Source organism: Clostridium sp. OM05-6BH, assembly GCF_003481635.1.
Taxonomy (GTDB): Bacteria; Bacillota; Clostridia; order Lachnospirales; family Lachnospiraceae; genus Butyribacter.
In genome coordinates, this window is the sequence record NZ_QULH01000013.1 from 59,480 (window position 1) to 79,260 (window position 19,781).

General features: G+C 43.1%; 10 protein-coding genes. 8 read left to right on the forward strand and 2 right to left on the reverse strand.

What is annotated here, in order from left to right; translation table 11 throughout:
* The first annotated feature begins 13 nt into the window (after positions 1-13).
* Together addB and addA are read left to right on the forward strand one after the other, a co-directional pair.
* Positions 14-3,601: a helicase-exonuclease AddAB subunit AddB gene (gene addB / locus DXB73_RS10745; RefSeq protein ID WP_182448308.1), complete on the forward strand. Its 3,588-nt coding sequence runs from the start codon at positions 14-16 to the stop codon at positions 3,599-3,601.
* A complete protein-coding gene (addA, locus tag DXB73_RS10750) occupies positions 3,598-7,410 on the forward strand; it encodes a helicase-exonuclease AddAB subunit AddA (protein WP_118691137.1) in 3,813 nt (1,270 codons plus the stop codon). The genes addB and addA overlap by 4 nt, the downstream gene beginning before the upstream one ends.
* Here the strand turns inward: addA and DXB73_RS10755 are convergent.
* Entirely contained in the window at positions 7,349-8,107 is a 759-nt protein-coding gene (locus tag DXB73_RS10755) for a hypothetical protein (protein WP_243104062.1), read from the reverse strand. The two genes, addA and DXB73_RS10755, sit on opposite strands and share 62 nt — an antisense overlap.
* A 196-nt stretch (positions 8,108-8,303) precedes the next feature.
* Between DXB73_RS10755 and DXB73_RS10760 the strand changes: the two genes are divergently transcribed.
* The gene (locus DXB73_RS10760) at positions 8,304-9,746 is read left to right on the forward strand and encodes a spore germination protein (protein WP_118691138.1); all 1,443 of its coding nucleotides are present in this window, start codon (positions 8,304-8,306) and stop codon (positions 9,744-9,746) included.
* Between the two features lie 137 nt (positions 9,747-9,883).
* Positions 9,884-11,332, forward strand: a complete 1,449-nt coding sequence (locus DXB73_RS10765; protein ID WP_118691139.1) for a sodium:proton antiporter — start codon at positions 9,884-9,886, stop codon at positions 11,330-11,332.
* 32 nt (positions 11,333-11,364) lie between these two features.
* Here DXB73_RS10765 and DXB73_RS10770 read toward each other — a convergent pair whose 3' ends face one another.
* Positions 11,365-12,264, reverse strand: coding sequence for an AraC family transcriptional regulator (locus DXB73_RS10770; RefSeq protein WP_118691140.1), 900 nt, complete (start codon positions 12,262-12,264; stop codon positions 11,365-11,367).
* Between the two features lie 218 nt (positions 12,265-12,482).
* On the opposite strand from DXB73_RS10770, the gene DXB73_RS10775 reads away from it, so the two are divergent.
* The 4 genes from DXB73_RS10775 (at position 12,483) to DXB73_RS10795 (ending at position 19,569) form a co-directional block, all read left to right on the forward strand.
* Positions 12,483-15,122, forward strand: coding sequence for a cellulase family glycosylhydrolase (locus tag DXB73_RS10775; protein ID WP_118691141.1), 2,640 nt, complete (start codon positions 12,483-12,485; stop codon positions 15,120-15,122).
* Between the two features lie 748 nt (positions 15,123-15,870).
* Complete coding sequence (locus DXB73_RS10785) at positions 15,871-16,641, forward strand: TatD family hydrolase (protein WP_118691143.1); 771 nt, start codon at positions 15,871-15,873, stop codon at positions 16,639-16,641.
* 137 nt (positions 16,642-16,778) lie between these two features.
* Complete coding sequence (gene rsmA / locus DXB73_RS10790; protein ID WP_118691144.1) at positions 16,779-17,642, forward strand: 16S rRNA (adenine(1518)-N(6)/adenine(1519)-N(6))-dimethyltransferase RsmA; 864 nt, start codon at positions 16,779-16,781, stop codon at positions 17,640-17,642.
* Positions 17,643-17,787: 145 nt separating this feature from the next.
* On the forward strand, positions 17,788-19,569 hold the full coding sequence (locus DXB73_RS10795; RefSeq protein WP_118691145.1) for an aminopeptidase P family protein: 1,782 nt from the start codon (positions 17,788-17,790) through the stop codon (positions 19,567-19,569).
* The last annotated feature ends 212 nt before the right edge of the window (positions 19,570-19,781 follow it).

Below are 19,781 nucleotides of genomic sequence, written 5' to 3' on the forward strand. Positions count from 1 at the left end.
TACGGAGGAAAATATGGGGTTACAATTTATATTAGGAAATGCCGGTGGAGGCAAAACATGGTACATAGAGCATCAGGCCGCAGCAATGGCGAGCAAAGATATGAAGAGGCAGATCTTTGTCGTTGTGCCGGAGCAGTTTACAATGCAAACACAAAGAAATCTTGTCGCATTGAGTGAGCGTCACGGTCTGTGGAATATAGAGGTGCAGAGTTTTCCGCGCCTTGCTTTTCGTGTGTTTGGCGAGACAGGTGCAGGAATGGCACCGGTTATCGATGATCTGGGTAAGACGATGATACTAAAAAAGGTATTGATGGGGCTGCAAGATCAGTTGACATATTTTGGGCGAAATATACATAAAAAGGGATATGTGGCGGAGATAAAATCATTTTTATCGGAATTAATGCAGTATGATATTGCATCGGATGGATTGGAACAGATGAAAGAATCGGCAAAATCGCATCCGGTTTTGCGGCAGAAACTGCAGGATGTAGAAGTGGCATATGCCGCATTTTTGGATTATCTGCAGGATAATTACATTACCTCTGAAGAAATACTCACCGTATTTGCGGATGTAGCAGAGCGGTCCAATATTTTGAAAGACAGTATATTATATCTGGATGGATTTACAGGATTTACGCCGGTGCAGTATAAGCTGCTGCGAAAGCTGTTGCGCGTATGTGGTCAGGTGAATGTTACAGTGACATTGGACAAGCGGGAACAGGTTTGGAAAATGGACAAGAAATATAAGCTCTTTTATCTGAGTCAGAAAACCATTTATCATTTAACAGAAATAGCAAGAGAAGAGCATTGCGATATTGCAGAACCGATTTGGACAGGTACCGTAAAAGAGGAGACGCGTTTCGCGGATAATATTGAGCTTGGATATTTGGAGCGAAATTTATTCCGTTATCCGGTCAGACCATATAAAGAAGAGGTGCAAAATATTACGGTCCATTGTTTGCGGCAGCCAGAGGACGAGGTGCATTTTATGATCGAGGAAATCATGGCACTTCGTGAACAGGAAAGCTTTCGATATCGCGACGTAGCGATCGTGACCGGAAATATGGACATTTATGGGACGTTGATCAAAGGAGAAATGGAGCGCAAAGGGATGCCCTGTTTCATAGACCAAAAGAAGAGCATACTTGCAAATCCGGTTGTGGATACGATAAGCAGTATGTTAGATGTGTTGCGTAAGGATTTTGATTATGAGAGTACGATCAAACTGTTAAAGAGTGGATTTATACAGCGTACAGAGTGTCCGGCAAATGGGACAAAAGAGTGGGGAAATGCTGTGCAGCTTTTGGACAACTTTCTGCTGGCATCTGGAATTCGAGGGCACAAAAACTGGAAAAAAGAATGGGACACCGGATATGTTTTTCGAAGAAAGACAGAAGATATAGCTGCAGAAGCCTCGGAAACGATCAATTGGCTGAGACAGGAAACGTGGGATCGATTGTCGGATTTCTATGGACGTATTGCGCGTGGCAAGCATCGTGTGCGTGAATATGCGGAAACAATTTGTGATTTCATGGAGCAGGAGCAGATTTATTTGCAAATTCAGAAACGTATAGAGAGGTTTAGGGAAGAGGGAAATTTTGAAGCGGTCAAAGAATATGAACAGATTTATGATGTGATCATAGAAGTACTTGATCGCTTAGTGGCATTGCTGGGGGATGAAGAAATGCCTTTGGCAGAGTTTATTGAAATACTGAATACCGGATTTGATGAGGCACGTATTGGTTTGATACCGCCCGGAGTGGATCAGATCATGGTAGGAGATCTGTCAAGAACCCGTTTGTATGGAATCAAGTATCTATTTTTGTTGGGTGTTAATGACGGAAATATTCCAATGACCGGAGATGGCGGCGGTATTTTATCCGATGCAGAACGAGAGTTTTTGACGAGAGAAAGCTATGCATTGGCACCTACCGCAAGAGAGAAAATATATACCGAACAGTTCTATCTGTATTTATGTTTGACCAAACCATCACAGAGGCTGTATTTGACATATAGTGCAACTGCTAACGATGGAACTGCTTTACAGCCGGCGTATTTGATCGATCGGGTTCAGAATATTTTTCCAAAACTTCAGATTCAAAATGTAGTAGAGTCGCGTGGTAGATTGCGCGATATTTTGAGAGATGATTACGGCAGAGGGTATTTGATCCGAGGTCTGCGAATGGGATGGCAAGATAATGCTGCTTGGAACGAATTGTATCGACAATATCGCTTGCAGGAGCAGGAGTTAACGTGTGTCCTAAAAGACGGACAGAAGAAAGCGCTGTATCATCGTAGTGAGCTGGATCGTCTGATAGATGCTGCATTATATATCGCACCAGAGAGTAAGATCTCGAAAGAGGCGGCAACGGCATTGTATCACGAAGTGATCACCGGCAGCGTATCGCAGTTTGAAAAGTTCAGTGCCTGCCCATTTGCGTATTACATGCAGTATGGGCTGCAGCTAGAGGAGCAAATGGAACATGAAGTTCAGTTTTTTGATATTGGAAATATTGTGCATGAGGCATTGGAACGCTATACAAAGACGCTTCTTGACCGGCATATCGGGTGGGCAGATGTTGATGAAGAGCAGCAGCATATATTGGCAAATCAGTGTTTGAACCATACGGTGGAGGAATACAAAAACGGTTTATTGTACGATACGGAGAGGGATGCCAGTCTGGTAGAGCGATTGCGCCGTATTATGCTTCGGACTGTTTGGGCGATCACGGAGCAAATGAAACTGGGGCAGTTCGATACGGTAGACAGTGAGGTAAGCTTCCGGATGGACAAAGAAAAGCAGACGTATATTGGCCGCGTGGATCGTATTGATACGATGGAAACTGAGGAAAATATTTACGTTAAGATCGTGGATTACAAAACCGGCAAGAAGGATCTGTCACTGTCGGACCTTTATTATGGACTGCAATTACAGCTTATGGTGTATCTTCGGGCAGCAGTGGATAAACAGACACGTAGAAGTAAAAAAATGGTTATTCCGGCGGGCGTACTATATTATCATATAGAAGATCCGTTTGTGACTAGCAGATTGGATTTCGAGGAGAAGAGAACATATCTGCTGAATGAACTGCTCATGCGAGGATTGGTAAATGAGGAAGATCCGGTTCTGCCATCATTAGATGCGACGTTGGCCGGGGAAGAGGGGACATTAGCGGCTTCTGCAAAATCCTTGGTCGTACCGGTCGGAACAAAGAAAGATGGAATGCTTAAGAAAAATGCGGCTACGATCACAACGGAAAATTTCAAGGAATTGATTGACTTTACAGAGCGTAAGCTGCAGGAGATCGGTGTACAGATCGGAGCAGGAGAGACGAGTGTGCATCCGTACCAAAAGGCGGACAGTATGAAATCTTGTGCCTGTGATTATTGCAATTATCATGGAATCTGTGGATTTGATGCAAAACTTGCCGGCAATTCATATCGAAAAATATGGCCAAAGACAAACGATGATGTATTTTCGGAGATACGCAGAGAGAGTGATGTTCCATCGGAGGATAGGAAAGGAAACGAAGTAAATGATGTTGTTCCATCAGAGGATAGGAAAGGGAACGAGGCATCAGGAAAGGAGGAGACGCGATGAAACCACAATGGACTGCGGATCAACAGAAAGTAATTGATTTGCGAGATAGTAACATACTAGTTTCTGCAGCGGCGGGATCCGGTAAAACAGCCGTGTTGGTAGAACGAATTATTGGGCGGATCACAGATAAGCAGGCGCCGGTTGACATTGACCGTCTTCTCGTAGTGACATTTACAAAAGCGGCTGCAGCAGAAATGCGTGGGCGAATCGGTGAAGCGTTACAGCAAAAATTAGAACAGGCGCCGGATGACGATAATTTACAGCGGCAGATTGGATTGTTACATAATGCGCAGATCACGACGATTGACAGCTTTTGCCAACATATCATACGCAATTATTTTCACGTGATCGATCTAGATCCAATGTTTCAAGTAGGGGACGAGACAGATCTAAAGATTATGAAAGAGGCTGTTCTTGGTGAGGTGTTGGAGCAGAAATATGCGGATGCACGCCAAAAGGAAAATCAGGTATTTTTGGATGCGATGCAGATGTTTGCGACAGGAAGAACAGACAAAGAAATTGAATCCATAGTATTGAAGTTATACGAATTAGCACAAAGTTATCCGTTTCCGGATGAGCAATTGGAGCAATGGAAGAATTCATATGCATTGCGTTCTGTAGAGGAAATGGAACAAACGGAGTGGATGGAAAAATATATTGCAGATGTGCAGATGATTGTTGCAGAATGTGAAAAGAAAGCATTTGCGGCATATCAGATCAGTGTAGATGGGGTTGGTTTGGAAGTATATACGCCTACGATCCAGACAGAATGGCAGCAGATCAAAGAGCTGCGGGAATGCAAGACATTGCAGGAACTTTGTGATGGGATCGGAAAGATATCATTTGGAAGATTGAGTGCGATTCGCGGCAATAAGCATGATAAGGAACTTCAGGAGCAAATAAAAGCACTTCGGGCAAGCTATAGGGATAAAGGTATTGAACAGTTACAAAAAGAAATGTTAGCGGAACCCCCGGAAGAAATGCTCGCCATGATGGAGCAAATGGATGCACCTGTCCGTGAATTGGTACAGCTGACAATCGATTTTGGAAAGGCATTTGCCGAGAAAAAGAGAGAAGACGGTATCATTGATTTTGCAGATATGGAACATTTTGCACTGCAGATCCTGGTGACGAGAGACGAGGATGGAAATAGCGTGCCGAGTGCAACGGCGAAAGAATTGCAGGAGTATTATGAAGAGATCATGACGGATGAGTATCAGGATAGCAATTATGTCCAGGAAATGATACTGACCAGCATCAGCCGTGGTCCGGAGCAAAGTCCGTACTTGTTTATGGTGGGTGATGTTAAGCAGAGCATTTACCAGTTCCGCTTAGCGAGACCGGATCTGTTTATGGAGAAATACCATGCTTATGATACGGAAGAAGGCGGAAATCGTCGGATCGATCTGCGTCAGAACTTTCGAAGCCGTGCGTCAGTATTGGAATCGGCCAATTATATTTTTGAACGGATCATGCGTCAAGACTTTGGCGGCATCGCCTATGATGATGCGGCAAAATTAGTTCCGGGGGCAGTATTTGATCCATGCGAAGAGCGGACAGCGGATCAGACAGAAATAATTTTGCTTAATATGGATGCTCAGGAGGATAATGATTTTGGAAAGCGCGAATTGGAAGCGATGGCAATCGGACAGAAGATCCGCGACATGGTGCAGGGAGATCATCCGATGTATGTATCCGATAAAGGCGGGTATCGTCCGATAGAATACCGGGATATCGTCATATTGCTGCGCAGTATGAAAGGATGGACGGAAGAATTTCAAGAGACGTTGGCGGATATGGGTATTCCGGCGATGGCACCCAAAAAGACCGGATATTTTGCAACATTGGAAGTGCAGACAATGCTAAATTTGCTGCGGGTTATTGACAATCCGAGACAAGATATTCCGTTTGTGGCGGTGCTGCGATCACCGATCTATGGGCTGCAGGATGAGGAACTTGCCAAGATAGCAGCGGAGCGAAGTGGCTTGCAATACTTGGATAATATATGGGCGTATTGTGACCGACATGAGGACGTATTGTCAGAAAAACTGTCCGATTTGTTGGACACATTGCAGGAGTATCGGCGTAAAGCGGAAACAGTTTCTGTGTATGAACTGCTTCGTGAAATTTATGAAGAGACAGGGTATTACGCTTTGATGTCGGCAATGCCGGGGGGCGAGCAAAGAAGTGCAAATCTCGATATTTTGCTGCAGCAGGCAATTGAATTTGCTGAAAATGGACATCGTGGAATATTTGGATTTTGCCGGTACATTGAAATGCTCAAAAAATCAGATATTGATTTTGGGGAAGCAACTGTCGGAACGGTGGCGAATGCAGTCCAGTTAGTTAGTATTCATAAGAGCAAGGGGCTTGAGTTTCCGGTAGTGTTTGTTGCCGGTATGGGCAAACAATTTAATAAGCAGGATATGCGCAAGAAATTATTGCTGGACGTTGATTACGGAGTGGGTGCTAATTACGTGGATCTGGAGGAACGTCTGTACAAGCCTACAGTTATGAAACGTTTTATTGCAAGACAGATGTTAGAAAATTCTTTGAGTGAGGAAGTGCGCATTTTGTATGTTGCGCTGACAAGAGCCAAAGAGAAATTGATCCTTACAGGTACCGTGAAGGGGATTGAAAATAAATTGCAGAGCTGGGATCTTACGGGGGCATCGCTGCAGCATTCCGCATTGTTAGGTGCCGCGACGTATTTAGACTGGATCATGCCGGCACTGGCAGATAGACCGATCTTCGGACAGTGCATAAGTCAGGTGTCAGATGGGAAAGGACAGGATCCATCGGATTTGCAGGAGAATGAAATGGCGCAGGAAACAGAAGATCCGTCGGTGAAGGACCGCGTTTTATATGACAGCACAGATCGGGATCCGTTATTTCGACTGGAAGTGATCTGCGCAGATGCGCAGATTGCCGGAGAGATGGAACAGTTAGAGCAGATATTACTGCGTAGAGAAGCGTTGAAACATCAGGATATCACAAAAGAGTATGATGCAGAACTTGCAGAACAGTTGCGCTGTCAGAGAGAATATCAATATCCGTATGCAAATGAGCAGAAATTACCGGTTAAAATTTCTGTGACCGAGTTAAAACGAAGAGCGATGGAGCAGCAGAAAATGGCGGTGCGTGCGGAAGTGCCAGAAGATGAAGTTACAGAAATGGTGCCAGGCACTGCAGATCGGCAGACTGGCATAGAAGATGAGGCAGTCTACGATATTCCACAGCCAAAATTCCGACAGACGAAAGAATCTATCGGTGCTGCTGAGCGGGGTACATTATATCATTTCGTGATGGAACATTTGCCGTATGAACAAATGGGGGATGACTTTACGGCAGAGATGATGCTTGCGCAGATGCAAAAAGCAGGTTTGCTGAGGGAGGAAGAAAGAAACTGTTTAAAACCGCAAAAGTTTGATCGTTTCATGCAGTCGGTACTTGGAAAACGAATGCAGCAGGCGGCAAAACGAGGGGCATTACGCCGTGAACAGCAGTTTATGTTAGAAATACCGGTTATGGAATTGTACCCGGAGTTGGAAAGTGAAGAGACCGTTCTCGTTCAGGGAATCATTGATGCTTGTTTTGAAGAAGATGGCGAATGGGTGTTGGTGGATTATAAGACGGATTATGTCCGCTATGGTATGGAACAAACATTGGTGGACAGATACCGGGTTCAGTTAGAACAATACGCACGTGCCTTGGAGCAGCTCACAGGAATGAAAGTACGGGAACAGATCATTTATTCGTTTGCACTCGATAAACATATTCCTGTCCCTGTTTGCGGACAAAAGAAATAGCGCCGACATGACGAAGTACATTTACAGCAGTGCGTGCATAACGTATCGCTAAATGGGATTCTTTGGCATAATCTTTTGCAGTAAATTCTGTCGGAAGCGTATCCGGGATCATGCATTGGTAATCGCCGGTACTGCCGATATAAATTTCATCGACAAGTGCTGTAGGAATGCGGTCGTAGCGAGTCGATCCACGTTTGCGGTCCGTACTCCACCCGTTTAACAGTCGATACTCTTCGGCATCGATCAGGGGCAGACACAGGTGTAAATTAGGATGATTTAGAAACATTTTAATTTTGTATAATTCATAAAAAGCGTCGTAACGGCTTCCGGTCTTGGGAGACTTACGGCGTTTTGTTATTTCGCCGGTCTGCTCGTTGATCCAGCAGATCCATTTGGTATGTATAATAGGATGAACGATTGTGACCGGATAATGGGATAGGAAGCAGTCCAGTTTACGGCGCATGGCATTTAGGCTGCGTGTCTGGATTTCAATGATTTCGTTGTCGCGCAAAATATCGGCAACATAATTTTCTATCGGAATTTCCTGATGAGAAGGATCCGGTTCATAGAAATTTTTTAATACAGCATGCACGGTCTTTTCGGATAAGGTACCGATGCCCTTTTGCAGGCATTGCTGCCGCATTACTTTCTCGCAGGCAGCGTGAAATAATTGTTTGTCACAATCTGCTACACTCATTATAAATGCTCCCATTCTGTTCATAAATTCTGTAATCAGTATAAAGACTGTGCGGAAAAATGTCCAGCCGCGCCCAATAAAAAACCATACCAAGTATTGATTCCAAATATCGCTTTGCATAGAAGAAAGAAAATGGTAAATACTAACTTGACATAGAAAAGATGATAGCGATGAATGATCAATATGGAGGATAGCGATGCAGGGAAAGATCTTTGAAGGGGATTACAAGACGCGGTGCAAAAATATAGATTCGCTGCTTTGCGTTGGCGATACGTTTGATATGTTAAAAAGAGAGATCCGGTTAGGGGATCGCCATGCGGTATTTTACATGATCGATGGATTTTTGAAGGGGGAAGTGCTGGAAAAGATCATGGAATTTTTTTTGTCACTTGCACCGGAAGATGTTCCGGAAACCTATGAAGATTTTTTGAAAAAATGTACGCCGTATGGAGATATTGTGACGGTGACAACAGAACAGGATTTTTTGCATTATGTGCTGTCGGGTCTGACAGGCTTTGTCGTAGAGGGGTATGATGAAATACTGGTGATCGACCTAAGGGACTATCCGAGCCGAAGTGTGGAAGAGCCGGATAAGGATAAGGTGCTGCGAGGATCCAGAGATGGCTTTGTGGAGGCAATCATGCCAAATATTGCACTGATCCGGCGCCGTATTCGTGATGTGGATCTTAAGTTTGAAATTTACAGTATAGGAAGCAGTTCACGCACAGATATTTCCGTAGTATATATGAAAGACCGTGTGAATCAGAAAGCGTTATCTATTATACAAAAGCGGTTAAAAAAGATTTCTGTGGATTCCTTAACGATGAATCAGGAAAGTTTGGCAGAAGTGCTTATGCCACGCAATTGGTGGAATCCATACCCGAAGTTCAAATATACAGAGCGGCCGGATACGGCAGCAGCGTGCATATTGGAAGGAAGTATTACGGTTCTGGTAGATAACTCGCCTTCTGCCATGATCATACCGACTTCTCTATTTGATATAATAGAAGATCCAAATGATTACTATTTCCCGCCGGTCACAGGAACGTATTTGCGAATGACACGTATACTGACAAGTATAATGGCATTATTTGTCACTCCTGTGTATCTGCTATTGCTTCGCTATCCGGATTATGTCCCGGACTGGCTCGGTTTTGTTATGATCCAAGATGAAATGAACGTCCCGCCGTTATTGCAATTGCTATTGTTAGAGCTGGCAATTGACGGACTAAGAATGGCAGCCGTCAACACGCCGAGTATGCTGACAACACCGCTCAGTGTTGTGGCAGGTATTGTGTTTGGAGATTATACCGTAAATTCGGGATGGTTTAACAGTGAGATCATGTTATATATGGCGTTTGTGGCAGTTGCCAATTATACGCAAAATAATATGGAATTGGGATATGCGATAAAGTTTCAGCGTATCATACTGTTGGTGTTGACCGGCGTGTTTGGAATATGGGGGTTTATTACGGGAATATTGTTAATGATCGTCGCTTTTTTTACCAATCGCACGATGGCGGGAAGAGGCTATTTGTATCCGCTGATCCCATGGGATGGACATCAGTTATTTAAGCGGTTTTTTCGTGTTAGTCTGACACGCAATGAAAAGGTTTCCGCACAGGGACGCAATCGTTAATAAACATGCAGTGCGTCAGCTCATTTAATAATAATGTTTTCTGTATTTTGCTTGATTTTTTGGTGGATTGGATATACAATAGTTACGCCTAAAAGAGAGAGAGTAGGCCGTCAATAAAACAAAGGAGGCGTAATACAATGAAAAAGTTGCAAAGGGCGTTGTCGGTGTTTGCAATGATGCTAACAGCGTGTTTAACACTGCCGTCCATGGCACAAGCAGCAGAAACGACAAAAAGTATAGGGGATAATTTATCGCTATTGTATTGCATTCCGTTTGCCGGAATCTTATTATGTATCGCGATCTGTCCACTTGTAGCTGGAGAATGGTGGGAAAAGAGAAAACCGATCGTTGTGGCTTTTTGGTCACTTGCATTCCTTATTCCATTTGCGATCGCGGTAGGTATGGGAACTGCTTGGGAAGAGCTTTTGGAAGCCATTATTGGTGACTATTTGACGTTTATTGTCCTATTATTTGGACTGTTCTGCGTGGCAGGAAATATATCGTTAGAGGGTGATCTGGTTGGCAAGCCGAAGTTAAATGTTTTGCTTTTGATGATCAGTACATTATTGTCAAGCTGGATCGGTACGACCGGAGCAAGTATGTTGATGATCCGTCCGATGATCCGTGCGAACAAATGGCGTAGACGTAAAGTACAGGTTATGGTATTTTTCATTTTCTTAGTATCTAATATCGGAGGATGTTTGACACCGGTTGGCGATCCACCACTTCTGATGGGATTTATGAATGGTGTGGATTTCTTCTGGAGCTTGAATTTGCTGCCGGTAATGATCCTGAATGTAGTTTTGCTGCTTGCATTGTTTTATGTGATTGACAGCAGAGCATATAAGAAAGATCTTGCAGAAGGTGCAAAACAGCCGGAAGTTAGTGGTGAGCACAAGAAACTCCGCTTAAACGGTGCACATAATATTATCTTTTTGGTAATGATCATCGTGGCAGTTATATTAAGTGGTGTTCTTCCTAAGACGGTGCCATTCTTTAAGGAATCGATTCATTTTTATGGAGAAGTAGAATTAGGATTTGCATCGATCTTGGAGATGGTTATGATCTTGGCAGCAGCGTTTTTGTCATACAAGACTACGAAAAAAGAAGTGCGCGAGGCAAATCATTTTACATGGGATGCGATCCAAGAGGTTGCAACTTTGTTTATCGGAATATTTGTAACAATGATTCCGGCATTGCTTATTTTGAAAGCGAGAGGTGCTTCGCTGGGTGTAAATGAGCCATGGCAGTACTTCTGGATGACCGGACTCTTATCCAGCTTTTTGGACAACACGCCAACCTATTTGGTGTTCTTTACAACGGCAGCGTCGTCGGGACTTGCCGGAGCAAGCATGATCTCAACGGCAATCGGACAGATACCGAAGATATTCCTGATGGCGATTTCCTGTGGTGCAGTATTCATGGGCGCCAATACGTATATTGGTAATGCGCCAAACTTTATGGTGCGCTCGATTGCTGAGGAAAATGATATTAAAATGCCTTCTTTCTTTGGATATATGGGATGGTCGATCAGTTGTCTGATCCCGGTATTTATTATCGATATGCTTGTTTTCTTTATCTTTTAATTGTAGAGTATTTGAGCAAAAAGGCCGGCACACTACTTTTTCAGTGTGCCGGCTTCTCTTTTGCGATATTGATTTGGGGTACACCCATATTTTTTGAGAAAGCTTTTCGAAAAATAACTTAAATGATTAAATCCGCATGCAAGAGCAATCTCAGTAATGCTATAGGAAGTGTTGCTGAGCAGATTACAGCTAATCTCCATACGGTAATCGTTGAGAAAAGAGACCGGTGATTGCTGCAAGTATGCCTGAAATATTTTACAGCATTTGCTTCGGCTGATATTGCCGGCGCTTGCAATATCATCTAATCCGATATCCTCTGCATAGTGCTCGTGAATATAAGTTACCATTTGCTTTTGCAGGGAAATATCAGGATTTTTTTGCAAACCGGCCGTCTGCAGTTCTTGCGTGCTATGCTGGTAAATACAGTGCCACAGGCAGTGAAAAAGTCCATTTAACAGGCAGAGAACGCTATCTTCATGCTGCATGCGGGCAGCAAAAATCTGATCCACCAATGAAACAATCTGTTGATAATCCGCATCGCTCCAATGAAACAACCAGTATGAGATACTGGAGGAATGAACGATGGGGTAAACACTTTCCTGGTAAATGTGCAGATTCGATTTGAAAATATTGGGATGTAACAATTCTACGCAAAATTTACAGTCTTCTTCTCCGTTAGCGTAGCCGTAATGCAGCTGACCGGAGTTGACAATAATGATGTCGCCGGCACGAAGCAATATCTGCTCGCCGTTTATTTCATAGTTCATAGATCCCTCGTAAATACGGATACATTCAATGTCGGGATGCCAGTGACAAAGAGCTTTATGACCTGTAAATTGGGACAAAAGCCGTTCCTGTATGGCATAAGGAAGCTTATTGGAGTCATAGTGAATGATCTCAGAAGCGTCCTGCATAATTTCTATATCTATCATAAGTATCTCCTTGCCTATTAATTATCGCGTGTTTTCTGCGTTTGTTAAGGGTTATTATAGCAAACAAACACGATAATTACAACTTTTGTTATTTTCGTGTCAAAAAAACGGCGGAAAAACATAAAAGTTATAAAATATCAGCTGAAAATGCTAGAAACAAAAAGAAATGTATACTATAATTATTATACAAACTATTTATAAGGAGGAGGAATTGTATCATGAAAAAGAGAGTAATGCGTTCCGTATGTGCATTTACACTTCTTTTCGCACTGCTTATGACATCGAATGGGGTTTCGAATGTTGCATCTGCAGCGGCTAAGAAGAAAGCAAAGGCACCAAAGCTTTCCGTTAAGACAGTGAAATTAACTGCAGGAAAGAAGAAGACTGTGAAACTGAAAAATAAACCGAAGAAGGCAAAGGTGAAGTGGAGCAGCAAAAACAAAAAAATTGCAACCGTTAGTAAGAAAGGTAAGATTACAGCTAAGAAAGCAGGCAAAACAAAGGTAATCTGCAAAGTTACTTACAAAAAAGGTAAGAAGAAAGTTACAAAGAAACTTTCTGTTACGGTAAAGGTTACAGCGAAGAAGAAAACTACGAAAAAACCAACCGTAACCGTTACAGCAAAACCAACGGCAACTCCTTACAATAAGGAAGCTGATATGAAGAAGAGCAATGTTACAACCGAACATAAGTCCAAGAATGGTATCGATTCTACCGATAATGGATTAATGCGTAAGAACATTTCCAACTTGGATCTGATGAAACTTATGGGCTATGGCTGGAACTTGGGAAATCAGATGGAGCAGTCCAATTACTCAGGCAAGATGACGACAATCGAGCAGTGTGAGACAAGTGCCGGTAATCCGGAAGCAACACAGAAGACATTTGATGGCTTGAAGAGTTATGGCGTAAATACTGTTCGTATTCCGGTTGCTTGGTCCAACTTTATGTCTCAGGATGGAAAGTATACGATCAATGAAGAATTGTTTGATCGTGTTGAGACAATCGTAAATTATGCATTGAACGATGAAATGTATGTTATCATCAACATCCATTGGGATGGTGGATGGTGGGGAATGTTTGGCGCAGAGGAGTATGATGCCAAAGAAACACCAATTCGTGACGAGGCTTGGAAAAAATATATTTCTATTTGGACACAGATTTCTGAACGGTTCAAAGAGTACTCTGATCATTTGATTTTTGAGGGTGCTAATGAAGAAATCAGTGGTCGTTTGAATGATAACTACAAAGATCCGAATACAGCACAGCAGAATCAAACCGGTAAGCTTGGTAAGAAAGACCCTGAGACTGGAAAGATCGATGCTACAGAAATTTATGAGATGGCAAATGCCATTAATCAGAAGTTCGTTGATATTGTGCGTGCTTCCGGTGGCAATAACGCTTATAGACATTTGCTCATTCCTGGAACCGGTAACGAGTCATGTGTTATCGAGGGAAATGAGAGTGAGACTTATGTTCAGAACGGAACCCTTGATGATCGTTGGAAACTTCCAAATGACCCTGCTGAGAAGGCAACGGGTGTAAAGAAGATGAGTGTATCTGTTCATTATTATGATCCGGTTGATTATGGTTTGTCTGCAACATCGACGGTTTCTTATGGATATCGTGATAAGTGGGGCGTTGACTACACAGATGCAAACGGCAAGACATATAAAGGTCAGGACGATTATGACTTTATGGATAATATGCTTGGTAAGTTGAAGAAATTCACAGACCAGGGTTACGGTATTATTTTAGGAGAGTGTGGCGTTGTTAAGGGATATAAAGATAATATTCCTGACTTCATGACCTATCTCTTTACGCAGTCTAAGAAATTAGGCATGACACCGGTATGGTGGGATGAGGGGCACTATTATAATCGTGGTGATGGATATTTTGCTTATGACGATGTAGGACAGGTATATGCAAAACTGACAGGTTCTAAACCAAATATACCTGCGAGTGCTGAGCTTGTTTATACCGGTATTAAGACAGTGCCTGCAGAAAAGAACGAGAATCCGAAAGTTGTTGCTACATGGAATGGTGAATTCCTTCGTCATACGAACGGTGACACCGCTGAAATTTTGAAAAAGGAAAGACCGGACATCTTCGATGCCAGCAACAATGGTATTGGTGTTACTAAGTCTTTGATTGATGGATCCGGTAATGTAACGGATGGAGATGTTGCCAAGTCTAACTATGACAAAATATTTGGAAAATGGTGGGAGAAAACGGAATTCTGGACGCCAGATACGCACTATGGCTGGACGAATAGCACGACCGGTGTTAATGGAGAAGCACCAGATAATCTGATTGCTGAAATCGACAGAGAGTACTGGAATGTTCATCTTAATTATGACTGGTCGAAGCTGGAAAAACCTTGTATTCGCGTGACAGCTGCGGACGATCCGATAAGTCAGAGCCTTGATCTTCAGATTGGTTATCTTCCTAGCTGGACAGAGGATGATCTGAATGAAGAGGTTCAGGGAAAATTGAAACTGGAGGAGTATATTGAGAAACAGACTTCCAAAGATCCGAACTTCACGATGACAGAGCAGGAGAAGCAGGATAAGATTGCAACAGAAGGTGCAAAACAGGTTAAGAAGAACAAGAAGAAGGGTGCAGTTGTTGGTAAGACAACAGGTGAGATCCGTTTCGATGTTGACTACGATCAGGGTGTTGGTTTGTTCTGGAAAGACAAATCCATCACAATTGATAAGTCCAAATTGACCGGTGGTTATCCATGGCTCTGGGTTACTACAAATACGTATACCGGCGCATCTATCGTTAAGATTGAGATTTGCGATGCAGCATACAATGCTGACGGTACCAAATTTGTAGAATCCGATAATCAGTAAGCAACGAATCCGCATATTCGTTCCTTATAAATAAAAGATAAAAGAGAATGACTCGGCATTGCCTTCGCCGGGTCATTTTCTTTTTGTTTAATTCAAACTTCGCACATCAAAAATTGTCATGCTGTCACGTATTGCTTATTATGTCAGAATACTAAGTGTTTTGCAGCCACAACATAGCGATTTCTGCCAGCAGAGAACTATAGTAATTGCCTTGCCGCATTTACGTTTTTGGTGATTTCTAGATTTTGTTGTCTCTGATGATTGATTTACATGCCCTTCGGAAACTCGAAGTCCCGGAAGCAAGGTATTCATCATTTTTGAAAGGGACTTTGCGCTCGTCGTTACTTATGTCTCGTATTTCAGAGACATTAAGTAACGTGACGTAGCGCATCGTAGCGAAAGCGTCCCGTCCAAAAATAGATGATACCTTGCTAAACCGGGACATCTCAGACATTCCTTCGGGCATGTATTCATCAGAGACTTAACAAAATAAGAAATCAACCAACAACTCTGCGTTCTGCGGCAATTATCTTAGTTCGCTGCCGGCAGAACAAGTCAGCTTGTTGGCTGCAAAATAGCTATTATTTTTCTGACATAATAAGCAATACGTGATCTGGCAGTCGCTTTTGATGTGCGAAGTTTGAGTTATTTAATAAGAAGGAAACTGCTGTTGTGTAGGAAAATGTTGTGGTGACAGCTAAATTGCGGTATCATAGAAAGCGTAAAATATGGTTTTGGAGGCTAAACAATGATTTTTGATACACATGCGCATTATACAGATGCGCGGTTTGATGAAGATAGAGAGGAACTATTGGCGGGGATGAAAGCGCGTGGTGTCGGTGAGATCGTAGAAGTAGGGGCAAGTATTCAGTCTACGAAGGATGCGGTCAATCTGGCAGAAAGTCACGACAATATTTATGCAGCGGTGGGCGTACACCCAGAGGACATCGAGAGACTGACACCGGAAGATATGCAATGGCTGGCAGACTTGACGCACAGGGATAAAGTGGTTGCCATTGGCGAAATCGGTCTTGACTATTATTACGATGAACCAGGGAGAGATTTGCAGAAAAAGTGGTTTGCACGCCAGCTTCAGGTGGCTGCAGAAACACAGATGCCGGTCATCATTCACAGCAGGGATGCCGCAAAGGATACATTAGATATTATGAATGAACATTGCGATTGGCAAAATGGTGGGGTGATCCATTGCTTTTCCTACAGTCCCGAAATTGCCAAAATATATTTGGATAAGGGGTTTTATCTGGGAATTGGTGGCGTGGTCACCTTTAAGAATAGTAAGAAATTAAAGGAAGTCGTTGAAATGATGCCACTATCGCAAATGGTGTTAGAAACGGATTCGCCGTATTTGACACCGGTACCGCATCGCGGCAAACGAAATGATTCAGGATATTTGACACACGTGGTTGATGAGATTGCGGCATTGAAGTCGTGCGACCGCGAGGAAATTATCCGCATAACAACGGAAAATGCACATAAATTGTATCGCATTGGTCAGTAAAGCAGGAGGCTGCACATCACTAGGACGTTGTGCCACATTGGTCAGTAAGGCAGGAGGCTATACATCAATAGAACGTTGTACCGCTTTGGTCAATAAAGCAGGGCACTGCATATCAATAGAAAGAAGAGGATATTGGGATGGCAACATTAGGAATACCACAAAATACAATAGACATATTAAAGAAATATGACTTTCATTTTCAGAAAAAGTTTGGACAAAACTTTTTGATCGACACGCATGTTTTGGAAAAGATCATTGACGCGGCCGGCGTGACAAAGGATGATTTTGTGTTGGAAATCGGTCCGGGAATTGGGACAATGACACAATATCTTTGCGAAAGAGCCAGAGAGGTTATGGCGGTGGAGATTGATGATAAATTAATCCCAATCTTAGCAGATACGCTGTCAGCGTATGACAATGTGACGGTTGTGAATGAAGACATTCTTAAATTAGATATTGACCAGATCGCTAGGGAGCATAACGCCGGAAAGCCGATTAAAGTAGTGGCAAATTTGCCATATTATATAACAACTCCGATCATTATGGGATTGTTTGAAAGTCATGTGCCGCTTGAGAGTGTGACTGTTATGGTGCAAAAAGAAGTAGCAGATCGTATGCAGGCAGGGCCGGGAACGAAAGACTACGGGGCATTGTCGCTCGCCGTACAATATTATTCAGAGGCGGAAATTGTTGCGAATGTTCCTCCGAATTGTTTTATGCCAAGACCAAATGTGGGGTCTGCCGTGATTCGTTTGACTTGCCATAAGGACTGCCCGGTGAAAGTAACGGATGAGAAGTGGATGTTTCGCATTATCCGTGCATCGTTTAATCAGCGCAGAAAGACATTGCAGAATGGATTGGGAAATGATGCATCACTTCCGGTGACAAAGGAGCAGGCCAAGGCGGCAATCGAGAGTATGGGGTTATCAGCTACGATCCGTGGAGAAACATTGTCGTTAGCGCAATTTGCGGAGCTTGCAAACCGCTTGAAGGATGCATGATTTCTGCGCATAATGGAGTTTCGAAGAAACTCCTAAGATGAGCACTGTGTGCTCATTATATCATAAGCAATATGTACCCATACAGTGATTCTGAGTATGGGCGAGTTTGTATTATAAAGCTGGGAAATAGGAGGCCTGATGAGAGATGAAAGTGTGGGAACGTATAGAAAGCCTGCGTAAACGCATGCGCGAGGAAGACATTGATGTGTATTATATTCCGACCAATGATTTTCATGGTTCTGAATATGTCAGCGGATATTTTCAGACAAGAGAATATATTTCTGGTTTTACCGGATCTGCAGGTGTTGTGATCGTGACGTTAGAAGATGCCGGGTTATGGACCGATGGACGATATTTTATTCAAGCAGAAAAACAGTTGCAGGACAGCGGCATCACATTATACCGCATGGGACTTGATGGTGTTCCGACGGTGAACACTTATCTCGACAATGTACTAAAAGATGGACAAGTGCTTGGCTGCGATGGCCGTATGGTGACAACCACATGGCTTATGGCGATGAAACGAAGATACAAGGTTAAAAGTAACGTTGATCTGGTAGGAGACATTTGGGAAGACCGTCCGGAGCGCCCAAAACAGCCAATATGGGAATTGGCGCTAAAGTATGCAGGGGTCAGCAGAGAAGCGAAACTGTCCCGTTTATGGGACTGGATGAAACAAAAGAGTTTGGATTATTTTATACTGACATCTTTGGATGATATTGCGTGGTTGTTTAATTTACGTGGAAATGATATTCCATGCTGTCCGGTATTTTTATCTTATGCGGTGTTTACGCAAGAGAGTGGCGTATTGTTCTGCGAGAAAAATTGTGCGAACGGGTCGATACAGACTGCCTTAATGAAGGCGGGAATTGAAACGAGACCGTATGAAGAGGTGGAACAATATATCCGCAAAATGGGACAGGGAAAGCGCGTAGCAATGGATATGCGTGTGGTCAATGCGCATTTGGCGGCACAGGTGCCGAACGAAAATACATTAGTGGATGTTGTGAATCCAACCGGAATGTGGAAGGCGGTCAAGAATGAAACGGAAGTGAAAAATGAACGTATTGCACATCTGAAAGATGGTATTGCCATCACCAAAATGTTGTATTGGCTGCGTCATACGGATAAAAAGCAGGAATCTGAAATCTCCGTTTCGGATAAATTGGAGGAGTTTCGAAGATTAGATGAGGATTATTTGGGGCCTAGCTTTGACACAATATCCGGGTATGCAGAGCATGGTGCGATCGTGCATTATAGTGCGACACCGGAAACTAACCATATGTTAGATGAAGAGAATTTCTTGCTGTTAGATATGGGTGGACATTATTATCAAGGAACAACAGACATTACACGAACGGTTATGCTGGGCACAGAAGCAACCGATGAGCAGAAAAAATACTATACAACAGTGCTTCGGGGTAATTTGGCGCTTGGTGCAGCGAAGTTTCACAGTGGAATTACCGGAGTGAATCTGGATGTGCTGGCAAGACAGCCATTGTGGGAAATAGGCTGTGACTTTTTGCATGGAACAGGGCACGGCGTAGGATATTTGTTGAATGTGCATGAGGGACCAAATGCAATACGATATGTGGCTTCTAAACAGCCGGGAGGCGATCCGGCGCTGGAACCGGGCATGATCACGTCCAATGAGCCGGGTGTTTATTTGGAAAATAAATTTGGTATTCGACTGGAGAATCTGATCCTATGCTGCGAAGCAGAGCATACGGATTTTGGTCGCTTTTTGGAATTTGAAACATTGACATTAGTGCCGTTTGATCGGAGAGCGATTGATGTAAAAGGACTCAGTGACAAAGAACTTGGCCTGCTGAATGCATATCATCAACGGGTCTATGAAGAGATTGGCCCGCATTTAACACAGGAAGAAAGAGATTGGCTGCAGGAAGAATGCAGTCCAATTTTGTGATAAATTCTTAAGAATTATTAAGATTGCGTTGATATTGTTGACACGGTACTGGATCTATGGTGTACTAAAGATGTAACTAACGTGAGATCTGTATAGAGTGAATTGTTTTTTGTATCTAAAGTATGTATTTTTTACATGTGAAAAGTGACATGGGTAAGGAGGAGAAAATGAAAAAGAAACGAGTAAGAGCATAACGGAGATCATGAACAGTG

Excerpts from the sequence above, each read along its gene's own strand:
- addB (WP_182448308.1), top strand. The coding sequence starts at position 14 with ATGGGGTTACAATTTATATTAGGAAATGCCGGTGGAGGCAAAACATGG.
- addA (WP_118691137.1), top strand. The coding sequence starts at position 3,598 with ATGAAACCACAATGGACTGCGGATCAACAGAAAGTAATTGATTTGCGA.
- DXB73_RS10755 (WP_243104062.1), bottom strand. The coding sequence starts at position 8,107 with ATGAGTGTAGCAGATTGTGACAAACAATTATTTCACGCTGCCTGCGAG.
- DXB73_RS10760 (WP_118691138.1), top strand. The coding sequence starts at position 8,304 with ATGCAGGGAAAGATCTTTGAAGGGGATTACAAGACGCGGTGCAAAAAT.
- DXB73_RS10765 (WP_118691139.1), top strand. The coding sequence starts at position 9,884 with ATGAAAAAGTTGCAAAGGGCGTTGTCGGTGTTTGCAATGATGCTAACA.
- DXB73_RS10770 (WP_118691140.1), bottom strand. The coding sequence starts at position 12,264 with ATGATAGATATAGAAATTATGCAGGACGCTTCTGAGATCATTCACTAT.
- DXB73_RS10775 (WP_118691141.1), top strand. The coding sequence starts at position 12,483 with ATGAAAAAGAGAGTAATGCGTTCCGTATGTGCATTTACACTTCTTTTC.
- DXB73_RS10785 (WP_118691143.1), top strand. The coding sequence starts at position 15,871 with ATGATTTTTGATACACATGCGCATTATACAGATGCGCGGTTTGATGAA.
- rsmA (WP_118691144.1), top strand. The coding sequence starts at position 16,779 with ATGGCAACATTAGGAATACCACAAAATACAATAGACATATTAAAGAAA.
- DXB73_RS10795 (WP_118691145.1), top strand. The coding sequence starts at position 17,788 with ATGAAAGTGTGGGAACGTATAGAAAGCCTGCGTAAACGCATGCGCGAG.